Source organism: Pseudoselenomonas ruminantium, assembly GCF_900104055.1.
Classification (GTDB): Bacteria; Bacillota; Negativicutes; order Selenomonadales; family Selenomonadaceae; genus Selenomonas_A; species Selenomonas_A ruminantium_C.
The window spans coordinates 1-17,455 of the sequence record NZ_FNJQ01000049.1; the positions used below are offsets into that span (position 1 = coordinate 1).

At 54.1% G+C, this 17,455-nt stretch carries 13 protein-coding genes, 1 rRNA gene and 1 riboswitch; all 14 genes read right to left on the minus strand.

The features are described 5' to 3' along the window. Positions 1 to 141 precede the first annotated feature (141 nt). Positions 142 to 705 (minus strand): peptide-methionine (S)-S-oxide reductase, encoded by a 564-nt coding sequence (locus tag BLQ59_RS14435; RefSeq protein WP_074573525.1) that lies wholly within the window; start codon positions 703 to 705, stop codon positions 142 to 144. Positions 706 to 709: 4 nt separating this feature from the next. Continuing rightward, complete coding sequence (gene meaB / locus BLQ59_RS14440) at positions 710 to 1,903, minus strand: methylmalonyl Co-A mutase-associated GTPase MeaB (protein WP_074573526.1); 1,194 nt, start codon at positions 1,901 to 1,903, stop codon at positions 710 to 712. 22 nt (positions 1,904 to 1,925) lie between these two features. Beyond that, the gene (gene scpA / locus BLQ59_RS14445) at positions 1,926 to 4,127 is read right to left on the minus strand and encodes a methylmalonyl-CoA mutase (protein ID WP_143005378.1); all 2,202 of its coding nucleotides are present in this window, start codon (positions 4,125 to 4,127) and stop codon (positions 1,926 to 1,928) included. Further along, positions 4,124 to 6,298 (minus strand): methylmalonyl-CoA mutase family protein, encoded by a 2,175-nt coding sequence (locus BLQ59_RS14450; protein WP_074573528.1) that lies wholly within the window; start codon positions 6,296 to 6,298, stop codon positions 4,124 to 4,126. Before BLQ59_RS14450 ends, scpA begins: the two co-directional genes overlap by 4 nt. 182 nt (positions 6,299 to 6,480) lie before the next feature. Then, a riboswitch (cobalamin riboswitch) is annotated at positions 6,481 to 6,664 on the minus strand. A gap of 62 nt (positions 6,665 to 6,726) precedes the next feature. Beyond that, positions 6,727 to 7,815: a tRNA 2-thiouridine(34) synthase MnmA gene (mnmA, locus tag BLQ59_RS14455; protein ID WP_074573529.1), complete on the minus strand. Its 1,089-nt coding sequence runs from the start codon at positions 7,813 to 7,815 to the stop codon at positions 6,727 to 6,729. A gap of 163 nt (positions 7,816 to 7,978) precedes the next feature. Continuing rightward, positions 7,979 to 9,145: a molecular chaperone DnaJ gene (gene dnaJ, locus BLQ59_RS14460; protein WP_074573530.1), complete on the minus strand. Its 1,167-nt coding sequence runs from the start codon at positions 9,143 to 9,145 to the stop codon at positions 7,979 to 7,981. Between the two features lie 65 nt (positions 9,146 to 9,210). After that, complete coding sequence (dnaK, locus tag BLQ59_RS14465; protein WP_074573531.1) at positions 9,211 to 11,073, minus strand: molecular chaperone DnaK; 1,863 nt, start codon at positions 11,071 to 11,073, stop codon at positions 9,211 to 9,213. A 31-nt stretch (positions 11,074 to 11,104) separates the two neighbouring features. Continuing rightward, positions 11,105 to 11,710, minus strand: coding sequence for a nucleotide exchange factor GrpE (gene grpE, locus BLQ59_RS14470; protein ID WP_074573532.1), 606 nt, complete (start codon positions 11,708 to 11,710; stop codon positions 11,105 to 11,107). A gap of 62 nt (positions 11,711 to 11,772) precedes the next feature. Beyond that, on the minus strand, positions 11,773 to 12,816 hold the full coding sequence (gene hrcA, locus BLQ59_RS14475; protein WP_074573533.1) for a heat-inducible transcriptional repressor HrcA: 1,044 nt from the start codon (positions 12,814 to 12,816) through the stop codon (positions 11,773 to 11,775). A gap of 114 nt (positions 12,817 to 12,930) precedes the next feature. After that, complete coding sequence (locus BLQ59_RS14480; protein WP_074573534.1) at positions 12,931 to 13,587, minus strand: potassium channel family protein; 657 nt, start codon at positions 13,585 to 13,587, stop codon at positions 12,931 to 12,933. A 12-nt stretch (positions 13,588 to 13,599) separates the two neighbouring features. Then, positions 13,600 to 14,970: a TrkH family potassium uptake protein gene (locus BLQ59_RS14485; RefSeq protein ID WP_074573535.1), complete on the minus strand. Its 1,371-nt coding sequence runs from the start codon at positions 14,968 to 14,970 to the stop codon at positions 13,600 to 13,602. 108 nt (positions 14,971 to 15,078) lie between these two features. After that, on the minus strand, positions 15,079 to 15,405 hold the full coding sequence (locus BLQ59_RS14490) for a diaminopimelate epimerase (RefSeq protein ID WP_074573536.1): 327 nt from the start codon (positions 15,403 to 15,405) through the stop codon (positions 15,079 to 15,081). Positions 15,406 to 15,522: 117 nt separating this feature from the next. Further along, positions 15,523 to 16,983, minus strand: coding sequence for a DUF438 domain-containing protein (locus tag BLQ59_RS14495; RefSeq protein ID WP_074573537.1), 1,461 nt, complete (start codon positions 16,981 to 16,983; stop codon positions 15,523 to 15,525). Between the two features lie 183 nt (positions 16,984 to 17,166). Further along, positions 17,167 to 17,455, minus strand: a 23S ribosomal RNA gene (locus tag BLQ59_RS14500); the annotation flags it as partial.

Sequence of the window (17,455 nt, forward strand, 5' to 3'; positions counted from 1 at the left end):
TGCTGGCGGGTCATTTAGTGAAGTGGCGAAGAAGTATCCCCGCCTCCGCCCCACTACGCTGTAACAGATTTAGATTAAGCTCGCATTGACAAACTGCAATTTGCAAAAAGCCCGCTGGCACTTCGCCAGCGGGCTTTGTTGTCAAAATTTCACATATGACCGTAATTTTACAAAATCAATATAAGTCTCTGTTTCGGGATGGCGGATGAGATAATCCTGATGTTCCGCTTCCGCTGCCTGAAAACTCTTGATTGGCTCAGCCAATGCATACAGTTTTCTTGCCAGCTTGGGATTGCTGTTGGGATCGTTGACAATCAGTCCCGCATTCCCCGCCGTTGGCGCCTTGCCGCGGTTGGCAATGAAGTTCATATGCAGCTGCACCTGTGGTTCATCCTCAGCCGACGCATAGAATACGCCCGCCCGGTACATCTCCCCTCTGGCCTTCCCCTGACCATCGGGAACATACGGATTCACCACGGCAAAGAGCAGGTCCATCAGCTTGGAGATATCCACCTTCTTGGGATTATAACTTACCTCCACCCCCATATAAGCCCTGACCTGTCCGCTGGCTATAGCCGCAAAATCACCTTCGCCTTCCCCATTGATATAGCCGGTGCATACAGATATCACCCCCGGAACATGACGGAAGACCTCCTGCAATTCATGGAAATCCCCGCCGGAAAAATAGATTTTCTTCGTATACAAATACTCACCCCTTTTCCTGCTCCGGATGGAAGATATCCACCTGCCGGCGGGCCGCCCGCTCCACATCAAAGAGCTTCACGAGCTCTGCCACCGCCTGCGTGGGCGATATAGTGCCATCGAGCACCGCTTCCCGGACCTCCGGCATCCTGCCTGTGATCACGGGATCTTCAAAGAACAGATTATGCAGATGCTCATCAATCATGCTGTGCATCCAATCCAGCAGCTGCCCATCCCGGCGCTTGCTCCAGATACCGCTCTTCTGTGTATTGTCCCGGAACCCCTTGATGACTTCCCAAAGTTCCCTGAGGCCGGTCTTTTCCACAGCCGAGCACATATAGGCATGGGTTGGCCAGCCGGGAGTAGCCGGGCGGATGTATTCGAGCATCCGCTCATACTGCCCCCGCGATACCTGTGCCTTCACAAGGTTATCCCCATCCGCCTTGTTTACGACAATAGCATCAGCCAGTTCCATGATTCCCTTCTTGATTCCCTGCAATTCATCCCCGGCACCCGTGAGCACCACGAGCAGGAAGAAGTCCACCATCGAGCGCACGGTGGTTTCTGACTGTCCCACCCCGACGGTCTCGATGATGATGACATCATAGCCTGCCGCCTCGCACATCAGCATGGTTTCCCGGCTCTTGCGGGCAACGCCCCCCAATGTGCCGCCCGCAGGTGAAGGCCGGATAAAGGCTTCCCGCCGCCGTGATAAGGTCCCCATCCGAGTCTTATCCCCCAGTATAGAGCCTTTCGTCACGGAACTTGTGGGATCAACAGTCAACACCGCCACGCGATGCCCTGCATCGCAGAGCATATTGCCAAAGGCCTCGATCATTGTGCTTTTTCCGGCTCCGGGCACGCCCGTGATGCCGATGCGCAGGGCCTTCCCCGTATGGGGCAGAAGCCGTTGCAGCACCCGTTGGGCCTTGGTAAAATGGCGGGGACTGTTGCTTTCAATCAGGGTGATAGCCCGGGAAAGCGTCATCCGATCCCCCTTCAGCACGCCTTCCACATAGTCATCCTCGGACATGATCAACCGCTTCTTGGGCTTTAGCTTCCCGCTTTGCAGGGCAGGATTGATATTACCCACGGTGGTGTCCTTGATGCCCTCAATGCCGCCCATCACCGAGCAGGCAAATTTATCATTCTTTTCCTCCGGCACCCAGCTTGGCTTTGATGTCGTATACTTTTGTTCCATCATTGCCTCCTTCAATGCCGTCTTATTCTGCGGCCATCTCTTCCTTCGCCCGGTCGAGCAGCAAGGTCAGCAGTTTGATACCGGCCTCCGGAATATTGGTGCCCGGGGCAAAGATTGCCACCGCACCATGCTCATAGAGGTTGTCATAGTCCTGCACGGGGATAACGCCGCCGATGCAGACCATGATATCCTCACGGCCTAATTTCTTTAATTCGTCCACCAGCTGGGGCAGGAGGGTGTTATGCCCCGCTGCCAGTGAACTGAAGCCCACCATATGCACATCGTTATCCACGGCATCCTGTGCTGTTTCCTCCGGTGTCTGGAACAGCGGGCCCACATCAACGTCCCAGCCCATATCGGCGAAGGACGAAGCAATAACTTTCTGACCGCGGTCGTGACCGTCCTGCCCCATCTTGGCTACAAAGATACGCGGACGGCGGCCGGTGAGTTCTTCGAACTCGTCAGCCATAGCCCGGGCCTTATCCAGCTCGGTCTTGTCGGTGAACTCGGAAGAATATACTCCCGAAATGGTATGTATAACCGCCTGATAGCGGCCAGAAACCTTTTCCACTGCGTCGGAAATCTCGCCCAAGGATGCACGCACCCGGGCAGCTTCCACGGCGCATTCCAGCAGATTGCCGTTGTCACGGCTGTCGGCTGCTTTCGTGATGGCCTCAAGGGCCCGGCGCACATCGTCCTCATTGCGCTCACGCCGCAGTTTTTCGAGGCGTTCCACCTGCGCATTGCGCACGGCGGTATTGTCGATGGCGAGGATTTCCAGCGGATCTTCCTTTTCAAGGCGATACTTGTTGAGGCCTACGATCGTCTCGTTGCCGGAGTCGATCTGTGCCTGACGGCGGGCTGCCGCTTCCTCGATGCGCATCTTGGGCAGGCCGGTAGAGATGGCCTTGGCCATACCGCCGAGTGCCTCTACTTCCTGGATATGCGCCCAAGCCCGGCGGATGATCTCGTTGGTAAGCGCCTCCACATAGTAGGAACCGCCCCAGGGATCGATGATCTTGCAGACGTTGGTCTCATCCTGGATATAGAGCTGCGTATTGCGGGCAATGCGGGCCGAGAAGTCCGTCGGCAGGGCAATAGCCTCATCCAGCGCGTTGGTATGCAGGGACTGGGTATGGCCAAGTGCCGCGCCCATGGCCTCCATAGCCGTACGGGAAATATTGTTGAATGGGTCCTGCGCCGTGAGCGACCAGCCCGAAGTCTGGCAATGCGTTCTGAGTGCCATGGATTTTGGCTCTTTTGCGCCGAAGGATTTGACGATCTTGGCCCAGAGCACGCGAGCTGCCCGCATCTTGGCCACTTCCATGAAGTAGTTCTTGCCAATGGCCCAGAAGAAGGACAAACGCTTGGCAAAGGCATCCACCGGCAGGCCGGCATTGATACCCGTGCGGATATACTCGAGGCCATCGGCCAGCGTATAACCGAGCTCGATATCGGCCGGTGCTCCGGCCTCCTGCATATGGTAGCCGGAAATCGAGATGCTGTTGAACTTCGGCATATATTTCGTCGTGTATTCGAAGATATCGCCGATAATGCGCATGGACATTTCCGGTGGATAAATGTAAGTATTACGCACCATGAACTCTTTCAGGATATCATTCTGAATCGTACCGGCCATGATCTTCTTATCCACGCCCTGTTCCACACCGGACTGGATAAAGAAGGCCAGGATTGGCAGGACCGCGCCGTTCATGGTCATGGATACGGACATCTGGTCAAGGGGAATCCCCGAGAACAGGATATTCATATCGAGCATGGAACACACAGATACGCCGGCCTTACCCACATCGCCCACGACACGCGGATTATCCGCATCGTAGCCGCGGTGTGTCGGCAGGTCAAAGGCAATCGACAAACCTTTCTGACCGGCGGCCAGGTTGCGCCGATAGAAGGCATTGGATTCCTCGGCCGTGGAGAAACCGGCATACTGACGTACCGTCCAGGGACGGAACACGTACATGGTGGAGTACGGCCCGCGCAGGCAGGGCGGAATGCCACTGGCAAAATCCAGATGGTTCATATGGTCATATTCGTCATGGTTATATAACGGCTTTACCGGAATATGTTCCATCGTGCGGCGGGTATAGGCATCAAAATCTGCCCCAGCCTGAGCGGAAAAGAGTTTTTCCCACTCCTTGACATCAGCTCCCGTAGGTTCCCGCAGGCTCATATTGGTAAAGTCAGGATTGGTGTAACTCATTATGCAATCATCCCTTTCTTCTGCTGCAGGAGCTGCAGGATCTTATAGCAGTTGGCCTTGACGGAGATATATTCATCAATGCCTGCCTCGTTGTAGGTTTCGAGCAAATCCTTTGGTGCCGCCCCGGCCAGGAATACCGTGGCATTAGGCAGCGCCTCATGGAGTTTTGGTGCCAGCTCCGGCACGATTTCGGGATAAGTTGCATCCGTGGAGCAGATGACCACCGCATCCGCACCGGACTCTTTGGCAGCTTTGGCTGCTTCATCCACCGTGGGGAAACCGTTATTCCCCAACACCTCAAAGGCACCTACCTGCAGGAAACCCGTGGTGAAATCCGCTCTAGCCTTATGCTGCGGGATTGGCCCCATATTGGCCAGGAAGATCTTGACGTTATCGTTATGCTTGGCCTTGTAATCCTCCGTCAGCTTGCGCAGGGCTTCGAAGCGTTCACTCCAGCGATGGGGCGCAATTGCCGTTACTTCCTCACCAGTCTCCCCCGCAAAAGCTGCAGCAATCTCTGCCGTAGTGGCACCAGCCTGAGCCGCTTCTATGGCCGCCTCAACGCTGGCCGCATTTTTCAGCGCCGCCAGTTTTTCCGCCTTGAAGGCTTCGTCTATATCGGCCAGGTATTCCTCTACCTGCGCCGTGCGCTGTTTCTTGTTCTCTGCCATATCCTCCGGACGCGGATCGAGCAAAGTTTCCGTCATATTCGGGTACATATTGTTGCCCACGATGCGGTCCTTGCGGGTTTCCGAAGCCTTGAAGCGGGCTGCGAGAACCGTGGCGATTTCGCCCTGCGGATAACCTTCCTGCAAGGCTTTGAGCATGCCGCCCCTGCCCTCGATGACCTGGAACTCGGCCCAGACCTTTTCCTTCATCTGCTTGGTCAGCGTTTCCACGGCCCAGGAGCCGCCAGCCGGATCGATGGGCTGCAGCAGGCCGAATTCCTCCTGCAGGATGATCTGCACATTGCGGGCAATGCGGCGGGAGAATTCATCCCCCTTGCGGATGGGTTCATCAAAGGGCGAACTTTCAAAGGAATCCACACCGCCCACAACCCCCGAGAAGATTTCCGTGGTATTCCTGAGCATATTGACATAGGGATCATAGACGGTCTTAAAGAACAGCGCCGGCCTTGCATGGATATGCATGCGCTGGGCCTCCTTGCTGCCGCCGAAGGCCTCCACGATCTGCGACCAGAGCGGGCGCAGGGCGCGGAGCTTGGCAATCTGCAGGAAGAAGTTGGCGCCCATGGAGAAGCCGAACATAATCTGCCCGGCAGCTTCTTCAATCGAGAGCCCCCGTTCGAGCATGGCCCGTAGATAGGCTACGGCCGTGGCCAAGGTATAGGCCGATTCCTGCACATCATTGGCGCCGCCCCGGCTGTAGACATCACTGCGCACAAAGACGGTCCTTACTCCCGGTGCATTGGAAATGGCCCACTTGGCACATTGGGCCATTTCATCATAGAGACTCGAAACGGCTTTGCTGTTTTTGCCATTGGCGGTCAGCTCGCCCAGAGGATCTGCCCCGATGATGCCCCGGACTTTCGCCAGGTCCTGCCCGGAAGCCTTGAGCGCCCCTGCAAACAGCGAGAGCATCGGCAAAGCGGATTCCCCGGCATAGAGATACAGCGGATATCGATCCAGCTTCAGGCCGCTCAGCAAGGTATGCATATCATCCAGCGTGGTCACCGACACGCCCTCATCCCCGGGAGCTGCTGCCGTGCGCACATCCTGCGCCTTCAGGCTCGCGCTGTCCAGCTTGATATGGTAGATCGTAGAACCCTTTTCCTGCTCATGGCGCAAAAGCTCGTTGTTTTCCGCCGGCATGGTTTCGTCGCAGGCCTGTGCTATGCCCCAAGGCTTGCCCAGATAGCCGCTTGGCTGAGCCCCACGCAGGAAGTCGTCCATGCCGGGAAAAGAATCCTTCGGCAGGATATCTTCCGTATCCTTGCGGAAATACATGGGATCGAACGTAATGCCTTCATAGGTCTTCGTGTACATCTTCTTCTCAAAGGGCGCTCCCTTCAAGAGGGCGATACAGGCTTCCTTCCACTCCTCATAAGTGGGCGGGGTAAACTCGTCCAAGGGCACATCGGGAAAGTCTGTCTGCTGCTCGGCTTTCTTCAAGATAGCCTGCAGATCCAGCTCGCCACCGGTTTCGTTACTCATAGCACAGCCTCCTCTTTTTTGGGGTTGCACACAAAAACGGCAACCTTTTCGCGAATGCAAAAAGATTGCCGTCTAATAATCGTGCCAAACAGAACCGCACGACAAAAGCCGCAGGCCTGAATACCCCACACTAGATTCAATCCCCTACCCATCGCTCGCAGGCACAACTCTGAAAAAGAGTCACGGTGATGCCAGAACAGGCAGTTCTCCTGGCTCGGTTTCATCATCCTGCAACGCCTTCCCAAGGTACGCTTATCTACCCCAGTGACATCTTGTGCAGGACTCCACCTTACAGTGGCGGGACCGCTCCGGCTTATACCGGATTCCCTATTAAGTCCGTAGGACACCTGTTCCCAACTATATGTCAATCTAATGCTTATATTAGTACAAATTATTTCATTTGTCAAGAAAATCAATAAATAATCGACTCAATAAATAATCGGCTGCTCAATCATGGCACCACCGACCAGCACATCGCCTTCGTAGAACACGACAAACTGCCCCGGTGTAACCGCCCGCTGCGGTTCCGCAAACTCCACCCTCAGCAGACCATCTGCCTGCAGGGAAAGCTTCGCCTTAGCTTCCCGCTTGCCATAACGGATCTTGGCCCCGAATTCCATGCCATCCTCCAGCGCATCAAAGGCGATCCAGTTCGGCTCGCTGGCCAGCAAGCCATTCGTAAAGACGGACTGATTGCCGCCCACCACGACTTCATTGCGCTTCATATCCAGCTTATGCACATAAAGCGGCTCCGGTGCAGCAATGCCCAAACCTTTCCGCTGGCCGATGGTATAGAGCGGCACGCCTTCATGACGCCCCAGCACCGTGCCTGCGTCATCCACGATATTGCCCTTACGCAGGCAGCCCGGCTTATGCTTACGCAGGAAGGCCTTGTAATCATCATGGGGCACAAAACAGATCTCCTGGCTCTCCGCCTTGTGCGCCACTGGCAGGTCGATCTTCTCAGCCAGTTCCCGCACATGTTCCTTGGTCATATCCCCCAAGGGCAGCAAAACCTGCGACAGGATCTTCTGCGGCAAACGGTGCAGCGCATAGGACTGATCCTTATGCTCGTCCAACCCTTTCTTGATCACATAACGGCCATTGGGGAGCTGGCCGATGCGGGCATAATGCCCCGTTGCCAGGAAATCTGCCCCCAGTTCCCGCGCCTTGTCCATAAGCAGGCCGAACTTCATGGACGGATTGCAAATGACGCAGGGATTCGGCGTGCGCCCCTTGGCATATTCGCTCAGGAAATAGTCAATGACATTTTTCTGGAATGCCTGCCGGAAATCCGCCACATGCAGCTCGATGCCCAAAGCATCCGCCACCTTACGGGCGTCCCGCACGCAGTCCGGCTCCTCACCGGCCGCCACATTGACTGTCTCACTGCGCCCTTCCTCCGTCAGGAGCATCGTTATCCCCAGCACTTCATAGCCCTGCTCCAACAGCAGAGCCGCCGTAAGCGAACTATCCACGCCGCCGCTCATCGCCACGGCCACTGTCTTCTTATCCAAAATAAAACTCACCTCAAAAAGCCTAATCTATGTCTGTTTTACTTCCTAACTAACATAGCATAGGTTAGGCCTTATCCGCAACCGTCAATCTGACAATTGATGCGGAAATGTCAAGCGGCCTGCTGATTCTCCTCGAATCAACAGGCCGCTTTTATGCGTAATATTATTTTTTGAACAGATTCTTCAAGTTGTCCAAAAAGCTCTTCTGTTCCGGGTTCACCTTGTCACCGCTGATTTCGCCGAACTCCTTGAGGAGTTCTTTCTGGCGCTGGTTGAGGTTCTGCGGCGTGAGTACCTTGATGACCACATGCTCATCGCCCCGGCCATTGCCGCGCAGGTGCGGGATGCCGCGCTCACGCAGGCGCAGAATCTTGCCGGACTGGGTGCCGGCCGGTACCTTGACTTCCACGGGGCCGTCAATCGTCGGCACCTGTACCTTGTCGCCCAGGGCAGCCTGCACGAAGGAAATGGGCACTTCCACGATCACATCATAGCCGTCACGCTGGAAAATCTTGTGCGGACGAATGAAGATGTAAACGTAAAGGTCACCATTACCGCCACCGCGAACGCCGGCCTCGCCGCCACCGCTCACGCGCACGCGGGAACCATTGTCCACCCCCTTCGGGATATTGACCTTGATCTTGCGCGTAACCTTCTTGCGGCCCGTACCATTACAATTGGAGCAAGGATTCTTGACGATCTTGCCTGTTCCATGACAGCGTCCGCAGGTGGTCTGATTGACCATGCGGCCAAACGGCGTATTGGCCACCGTCTGGCGGGTACCTGTGCCCTGACAGTCCGGGCAGGTCTCCGGGCTGGTGCCCGGTGCCGCGCCCGTACCATGGCAGTGTTCACACTCTTCCGTGCGGGGAACAGAAAGTTCTGCTTCCTTGCCGAAAGCGGCTTCTTCAAAGCTGATTTCCAGATCATAGCGCAGGTCGCTGCCCCGTTCCGGACCAGGACGGCCGGAACGACGGCGTCCGCCGCCACCGAAGAAGGTCTCGAAGATATCTTCAAAACCGCCCGCGCCGCCAAAGCCACCAAAGCCGCCGCCGAAACCTCCAAAGCCACCGGCTCCGCCGCCACCGCCCATGCCATTGGCAAAGGCATCATGGCCGAACTGATCATAAGCGGCTTTTTTCTGCGGATCTTTAAGGACATCATAGGCCTCATTGACCTCTTTGAATTTTTCCTCAGCAGCTTTCGGATCGTCACGGTTCAGGTCGGGATGATATTTGCGGGCCATTTTTTTATACGCCTTTTTGATTTCAGCGTCCGAGGCACTCTTATCAACGCCCAGCACCTCATAGTAATCGCGTTTTTCGCTCACGTTGCACCATCCTTAAAAACTATTGGGAGCCAAACGGCTCCCAATAATCCATCAAAAACCTTCAATTACTTCTTTTCGTCTTTGACTTCCGTATATTCAGCATCTACGACATCATCGTCAGCCTTGGTCTGCTGCTGTGTACCAGCGTTAGCGCCGGCAGCATCAGCACCAGCTGCGCCCTGGCCAGCGGCCTGAGCCTGCTGATAAGCAGCTGCGCTCATTTCATAGAGCGGCTTCTGCAGTTCTTCCGTAGCCTTCTTGATGGCTTCGGTATCGCTGCCCTTGAGGGCTTCTTTGAGCTTGTCGATGCCAGCCTGAACGCTCGCTGCCTGCGTCTTGTCAGCCTTGTCGCCGAGGTCTTTCAGCGTCTTTTCAGCCTGATATGCGAGGCTTTCGCCCTGATTCTTGACTTCAACAGCTTCCTTCTGCTTCTTATCCTCAGCTGCATGCGCTTCGGCTTCCTTAACCATGCGGTCGATGTCTTCCTTGGTCATGCCGCCATCGGACTGAATCGTGATCTTCTGTTCCTTGCCCGTGCCCAGGTCTTTAGCGGATACATGCACGATACCGTTGGCATCGATATCGAAGGAAACTTCGATCTTAGGAACCCCACGCGGTGCGGGAGGAATATCGGAGAGTTCGAAACGGCCCAGCGTCTTGTTGCCGGCAGCCATTTCGCGTTCGCCCTGCAGGACATGGATGTCAACAGAAGGCTGGTTGTCTGCAGCCGTGGAGAATACCTGGCTCTTGTGCGTCGGGATCGTCGTGTTGCGCTCGATGATCTTCGTGCAGACACCGCCGAGGGTTTCGATACCCAGGGACAGCGGCGTAACGTCGAGGAGCAGTACGTCCTTAACTTCGCCGACCAGAACGCCGCCCTGGATAGCAGCACCAACGGATACGCATTCATCCGGGTTAACACCCTTGGAGGGTTCTTTGGCGAGGAACTGACGGATAGCTTCCTGCACAGCCGGGATACGGGAAGAACCACCGACGAGGATTACCTTGCTGATGTCGCTGCCGGACAGGTCAGCATCAGCCATAGCCTTGCGCGTCGGTTCCATCGTACGTTCTACGAGGTCACGCGTCAGTTCATCGAATTTTGCACGGGACAGCGTCAGGTCGAGATGTTTCGGGCCCGTAGCATCAGCCGTGATGAACGGCAGGTTGATGTTGGTCTGCGTCATGCTGGAGAGCTCAATCTTTGCTTTTTCGGCAGCTTCCTTGAGGCGCTGAGCAGCCATCTTGTCCTGAGACAGGTCGATGCTGTTTTCTTTCTTGAATTCTTCAACCATCCAGTCCATAACCTTCTGGTCAAAGTCGTCACCGCCGAGGTAGGTATCACCATTGGTGGCGAGAACTTCGAACGTACCGCTGGAAAGTTCGAGGATGGATACATCGAAGGTACCGCCGCCGAGGTCGAATACCAGAACGGTTTCGTCTTCGTCCTTGTCGAGGCCGTATGCCAGAGCAGCAGCCGTCGGCTCGTTGATGATACGCAGGACTTCGAGGCCGGCAATCTTACCAGCATCTTTGGTAGCCTGACGCTGGCTGTCGTTGAAGTAAGCCGGAACCGTGATAACAGCCTGGCTAACCGTTTCGCCGAGGTAAGCTTCAGCATCAGCCTTCAGCTTCTGCAGGACCATAGCGGAGATTTCCTGCGGCGTGTAATCCTTGCCATCTACGCTGACCTTGTAGTCATTTTCGCCCATATGGCGTTTGATGGAAGCGATCGTGCGGTCCGGGTTGGATACAGCCTGACGTTTTGCCAGCTGGCCGACCAGACGCTGGCCATCCTTCGTGAAACCAACAACAGACGGGGTGATACGGCTGCCTTCCGGGTTGGTGATAACGGTAGGCTCGCCGCCTTCCATAACGGATACAACGGAGTTCGTCGTACCTAAGTCAATACCAATAACTTTTGACATGATATATCCTCCTAAAAACTTTATAAACTGATTAATTAGCCACAACCTGCACCATGCTCGGGCGGATCACACGGCCTTTGACCATGTAGCCCTTCTGCAGTTCCTGGGCGATGTCATCATCTTCCAGCTCTGCATTCTGCACCCGCATGACGGCCTGATGGAAGTTCGGATCGAATTTCTGACCTTCGACTTCGATATGTTCCAGACCGTTCTTCTTGAGGATTTCCGTGAACTGCGTGAAAATCATTTCCACGCCCTTCTGGAAAGCCTCGCCGTCTTTGGCCTCAGCAGCCATAGCCCGCTCGAAGTTGTCGAGAAGTGGCAGCATATCTTTCAGGATCCCCTGGGTGACCACAGCGGAGAGTTCTTCTTTCTCCTTGCCCGTGCGGCGGCGGAAGTTTTCAAAATCCGCCTGCAGGCGCAGGACGCGTTCTTCCTTCTCCTTGAGGTCTGCCGTCAGCTTTTCAATCTTAGCGGCATTTTCATCCTGGTTTTCCTGATTTTCTTCATTTTCGCTTTCTGCGCTTTCGCTGGCTGCTTCTTCTGCCTCATCGGCCTCGTCAGCATTGGCAGCGTTGATTTCCTGCTGCATTTCCTCCAGCTTTTGCTCATCCTTCTTCTTTAATTCATCTTTCATGAATGATGGCAATTCCTTCACCTCTTTCCAAGGTATTTTATTCTTCGCTCCAATACTGGCAGCTACCAGTGAAAGCGTTTGATAACCTGTGTCAGATTATTGTTCATGTACTCCAGCAGGCTCATGGCCTTGGCGTACTCCATGCGGGTGGGCCCCAGCACCGCAATGGTGCCCAAAAGCTCCCCGTCCAGATGGTAGGTCGCCGTGATGATACTGCTGTCCTTGAAGTGGCTGTCCTCATTTTCCTGGCCGATTGTGACTTCCAAACCGTCACCGATATGGGCCCGCAGGATATCCTTCATGAGTTCTTCCTCTTCCAAGGTCATCAGCATGTGCTTGACCTTTTCCACATCGTGGTATTCGGGCTGCTCCAGCATCTTCGTGGTCCCGCCCAAATACAGGCGTTCCTGCCTGCCGGTATCCAAGGCCCGCTGAATGATGGCAAGCGCCGATTCATAAAGCCCCTCATCCCGGATCTCGTCCCGGATTTCCGCCAGCGAATGATGCTCGATAGTCTTCAGCGTATGCCCGGCCAGATTCTTGTTGATGACCGCCGCCATGCGCTGGAAGTCTTCAAACTCCGCGCCCTCAGGCATCTCGATGATCTTGTTCTCGATAAAGCCTGCATCCGTCATCAGCACTGTGATAACCCTGCGGCTGTCCAGCGGCAGGAACTGCAGGCAGCGGAACTGCGCCTGATTCATCTGCGGCGCCAGTACCAGCGAAACATTCTTGGTCACCGCCGAGATAAGCTTCGCCGTTTCCTCAAAGACCTGATCGATACGCTTGACTCTGGTTTTATACCAGCGGTCAATCAGTGCCTTTTCCTCATCACTGACCGGCTTGGGCGGAATCAAACCATCCACATAGAACCGATAGCCCTTGGAAGATGGCACCCGCCCGGAGGATGTATGCAAATGCTGCAGATATCCCAGCATCTCCAGATCCGCCATCTCGTTGCGGATGGTGGCAGGGCTGACGCCTAAATCATACTTACGGGCCAGCGTACGGGAACCAACAGGCTCTGCCGACTCGATGTAATCATCGATCACGGCCTTGAGCACCCGCTGTTTGCGCTCGTCCAGCTCGTAGAGTTTGTCTGGCATTCACACCCCTCCTCCTGGCTCTGTTAGCACTCGGAAAAGGTGAGTGCTAAATTTAAGTCTATAAAGATAATAACCCTTATAGAACAAAAAGTCAAGCGCTAAAAAGTCAAAACATCAAAAATCCTGTTCAAACTCCACAAAGGAGGATTCCTTGCCGATGATAAAGAGATTATCGCCCTCGGCAAAGCGGTAGTCTGGCGAAGGGGTGACAATCATTTCCCCCGCATGGCGGATAGCCACCACCACCAGATTATAATGTCTGCGCAAATCAGCCTCCACCAGATTCTTGCCCACCAGACGTTTCGGTGTCGTGACATTGACGATCTTGATGCTGCCAGCCAGATCGATATAGTCCACAGCATTGGGCGATACCAGATGCATGACCGTCCGCCGGGCCATATCCCGTTCCGAAAAGATGATTTTCGTGGCCCCCAGCCGGCGAGCCATTTCCGCATGGCGTTCATCAAAAGCATTGACCACGATTTCCGGAACCTGGCGCTCCTTACAGAGCATGGCTGCCATCAGGCTGGCCTCCAGATTCTTGGTTGCGATGATGACCGTATCAAAGCTGCCAATCCCCGCCTGATCCATCGCCCGGGCATCACGCATATCAAAGCTTACCACCTGAGATAGTTTTTCGGTCAGTGACGATACCAGATTCGTATCCATATCCACGGCCAGGACCTCATAGCCCATATTTTCCAAGGTCATGGCCGCGCTGACGCCAAAACGCCCCAGCCCCAGAACTGCAAATTGCCGCTTATTCCGCATATTCATACCTTCTTACCCCAACATAATTTCTTCTTCCGGATATTTGATGACCGCCGACTGCTTCTGCCAGATGAACGCCAGCATAAAGGACATGATGCCCACTCTGCCCAGCAGCATGGTCAGTGCCAGCAGTCCCTTGCCCCAGTCGTTCCAGCTCAAGGTAATGCCAATCCCCATACCCACGGTACCAAAAGCCGACACGGTCTCAAAGATGACTTCCTCCAGTTCATGGACTTCCCCATCCAACACAGAAAGAAGCATCCCCATAGTCACCACCCAGATAGTGCCGACTGTAAACGTGGCAAAAGCCTGATCCCGTAATTCCTTACTGATGGTACGGCCAAAGATAACCAGCTCGCTCTCTCCGCGGAATACGGCCCAAACCGAGCGCACGATCACAAACATGGTCGTACTCTTGATGCCGCCGCCTGTAGACAAGGGCGACGCCCCTACAAACATCAGGATGATCATGATGAGCTGGGTAATCTGTGTCGCCTTGGCCAGATCAAAGGTATTGAATCCCGCCGTCCGGCAGGATACAGACATAAAGGCCGACTGTGCCAGCTGCTCTGCTGCCGGTACATTGGCCAGCGTCTCACTATTATTGGCTTCCAGCCCCCAGATCAGCAGTGTGCCGCCTAGCAGCAAAAATACATTGCTGACCAATACGATCTTCGTATGCAGGGAATACTGCCGCCAACTGCGGCAATGAAGCACATCATATATCACGGTAAAACCTATGCCACCCAAGATAATCGGCAGGCCAATACCCGCCAGCAGGACAAAATCATCAGCCCGCTTGCACAGACTGTCATAGTTGCCGAATAAATCAAAACCCGCATTGCAAAAGGCCGACACCGCATGGAATATTCCATAGCCAATGGCCTCCAAGCCAAATTCCGGATAGAAATGCACCGTCAGCAGCAGGGCAAAAAACCCCTCAATCATAAACGTATAAAAAATCATCCGCCGAATCAATACAAAAAGTCCAGCCCGGCCGCTTTGGTTCAGCGACTCCTGCACGATAAGACTCTGCTTCAAGGGAAACCGATAGCCCATGGCATGAGCCACCATGGTCGCCAATGTCATGATTCCCAGGCCCCCGACCTGAATCAGCAGCAATAACACGCACTTGCCAAAGAAACTCAATTCATTCTGCACATCCACCACCGTCAGTCCTGTAACACAGGAAGCCGAGGTAGACACGAACAAAGCATCCATAAATGGCAAACCGGCATAATTCGTAGTACTGACCGGCAGCATCAACAACAGTGTACCCAGCCCAATCATCAGCACAAAACTGAGCAGGATTGTCTGGGTGGGTTTCAAGCGAAATTTCTGCTGGGCTTTAAACGCCGCAGCCTCCTGCAGATTACTAACCATAACACCGCCTCCCGCTCTATTCTAACACAGATTCCCCCTATATCCCAAAAACCGCACAAAAAAAGACCGCGAACACACGCTCGCAGTCCTCTAGTAATCATTTATGTTTCAGCAGGCTTTCGCCAATCTTTCCTCATCGGCCTGTCGCATCTTATCGACGAACGAATCGGTGAGGCGAACCTCGATGTCCATCTGCTGACGGGAAAGCAGCAGGCAATCCTCTGCTGTCAGTTCCGTTTCCTGACCATCAGCTGTAAAGGCACGGAAGCCCTGTTTCGTCTGTTTGCCGGCGTAGACGATAACCCGGTCAGCACCCACACCGCTCTTGCGGCTGGCCAGCAAGCGGATGGCATTTGCTTCCGGCATATAACCCTGCGTACCGTCCATAACCATGACTTCCTTATCCTCTACCTGATATAAACGAACCAACAACATCGCGCTCACCGGCCTTTCTGACTTCCGTCATCTCTCAATTTCGATGGTTCTATTATAGCAAGTATACATTTGCAATAAAATATTGATTTATGCTTTGCATATTGCAAAAAATGCGTTTCACTTTCTGCTGAACTTTTCCAAAATATGGCTGCAGTCCTGCACGGCTTCCAATGTACCGATATATTCGCCGGCATCGTCATAGACGGCCATATACTTGACCATGATCGGCTTGCCCATGATATAACGGGCCACTTCCAAAGAGCTGCGCTTCTTTGCCTTGAAGTCCGCAACAAGATTGCGTACCACGGGCACAATCTGCGGCGGATGGCATTCAGCCACATCCCTGCCTAATGCCGCCAATGGCCGGGGGAATACTCGGCCTTCATTGATAAAGAAACGCAGTTTCTCCTCGGCGTCAATAAAGGTCAGATCCAGCGGTAGCAGCGAAAAGATGGCGCTTAGCTGCTTGACCGTCAGTTCCCCTGTAGGCAGCTGGATTTTCCCGTCCAGAATCTCCTGCTCCTTGACCTTCGCCAACTCTTCAGCAGCCCACGCTTCGCCTGGCTCCCATTTAGCAGGATTTTCCACAAAGGCCACACCCATTTCCGGAAAATCCCGGTAAACCCGCTTCCATTCCGTTTCCGTGAAATAACGCAGACACAGCGGAAACAGGATCTGTTCTTCCTTGTAGATCATTTCCCGCGTACGCTGCGCCAGCGCTGCAATACGCCCCTTGTAGATCAGTACATTATCCTGATCCTCCGACGTTGCCCGAGTGAGAACGCCCAGTTCCTTCTTGATCTCATCATCCACGCCCCACATGACCTGTGAAGGGCCGGTGACGCCATATTTATAGAGCAAGGGCATCAAAAGTTCTTCCTTCTTGGCATAATGGGCACGTACGCCATTGAATTGCCGCAAGGCACGGATGACCACTTCCGCAGCAGGCGATTCAGCGCCTTCACATTCGCGCTGCAAGATATCCAGGACTTTTTCCAAGCCGGTATTCTCTGCCCGCATCAGGCTGATGGGATGCCCCGGCGGCAGCTCCTCTGACAAGTCCATCTGACTGTTCAGATTTTCCGTCTGCTCCCGTCTGGCCTGCAGTTCTGCCTGCATGACTTCTGCTTCTGTACGGCCATGGAACATCGCCGAATGGATATCACAAAGCTTCTGCACCTGCTTCATCGGCGTGCCGCCTTTGATAAGCTCCTGCTCTGCCGCAGCGATTTCCAACACCGAAACACTGGCAAATTCCTTCACAAAATCTGCCCGCACATTTTCCAGATCTTCACCATTGCTCAGACGTTCAATATAACCTTTGAGCTTTTCTTTGCGCTGTTCATCCTCACCACCGAGCACCATATAACCATGTTCCTGAAAAGCCTGCATAACCGTCTCCAAGGACACGCCCTTCATCGCTGCGCCCCGCGGGATCGTCATGATATTCCCCATGACCTTCAGCGCCATCGGATTCAGGATCTTGTCAAAACCCAGTCCAGCCAATATATCCTTGATTTCCGGATCATTCTTGACCAGCTCCGCTACCGTCAAATTGAAATCTATCTTCTTCACCACAGTTACTCCTTCTCGTAACAATCACATATCATCTATGCCTATTATAGATAGCAGGCTTCCTGCTGTCTGTTACAATCGTTACAAAGGTCCGGATACGAAAAGAGAGCAGGCCTTACGCCTGCTCTCTTGCATACATTCAAAACTATACAGAAGAAATTTCAATGTCGAACATCTTAGTTCTTGAAAGATAAGCCCTCGATTTATTAGTATTGGTCCGCTGCATGCCTTACGGCACTTCCACTCCCAACCTATCTACCTTGTCTTCTTCAAGGAATCTTACTGGATTACTCCATGAGATACTTCATCTCGGGACAGGCTTCACGCTTAGATGCTTTCAGCGTTTATCCCTTCCGGACGCAGCTACCCAGCTATGCTTCTGGCGAAACAACTGGTACACCGGCGGTCCGTCCACTCCGGTCCTCTCGTACTAGGAGCAGCTTCCCTCATGTATCTTACGCCCGCGATGGATATG

What these genes read in the sequence shown, in the direction of transcription:
- hrcA (WP_074573533.1), bottom strand. Translation starts at nt 12,816, where the DNA reads ATGCCAGACAAACTCTACGAGCTGGACGAGCGCAAACAGCGGGTGCTC.
- grpE (WP_074573532.1), bottom strand. Translation starts at nt 11,710, where the DNA reads ATGAAAGATGAATTAAAGAAGAAGGATGAGCAAAAGCTGGAGGAAATG.
- meaB (WP_074573526.1), bottom strand. Translation starts at nt 1,903, where the DNA reads ATGGAACAAAAGTATACGACATCAAAGCCAAGCTGGGTGCCGGAGGAA.
- BLQ59_RS14450 (WP_074573528.1), bottom strand. Translation starts at nt 6,298, where the DNA reads ATGAGTAACGAAACCGGTGGCGAGCTGGATCTGCAGGCTATCTTGAAG.
- BLQ59_RS14490 (WP_074573536.1), bottom strand. Translation starts at nt 15,405, where the DNA reads ATGTTGTTGGTTCGTTTATATCAGGTAGAGGATAAGGAAGTCATGGTT.
- BLQ59_RS14480 (WP_074573534.1), bottom strand. Translation starts at nt 13,587, where the DNA reads ATGCGGAATAAGCGGCAATTTGCAGTTCTGGGGCTGGGGCGTTTTGGC.
- BLQ59_RS14485 (WP_074573535.1), bottom strand. Translation starts at nt 14,970, where the DNA reads ATGGTTAGTAATCTGCAGGAGGCTGCGGCGTTTAAAGCCCAGCAGAAA.
- dnaK (WP_074573531.1), bottom strand. Translation starts at nt 11,073, where the DNA reads ATGTCAAAAGTTATTGGTATTGACTTAGGTACGACGAACTCCGTTGTA.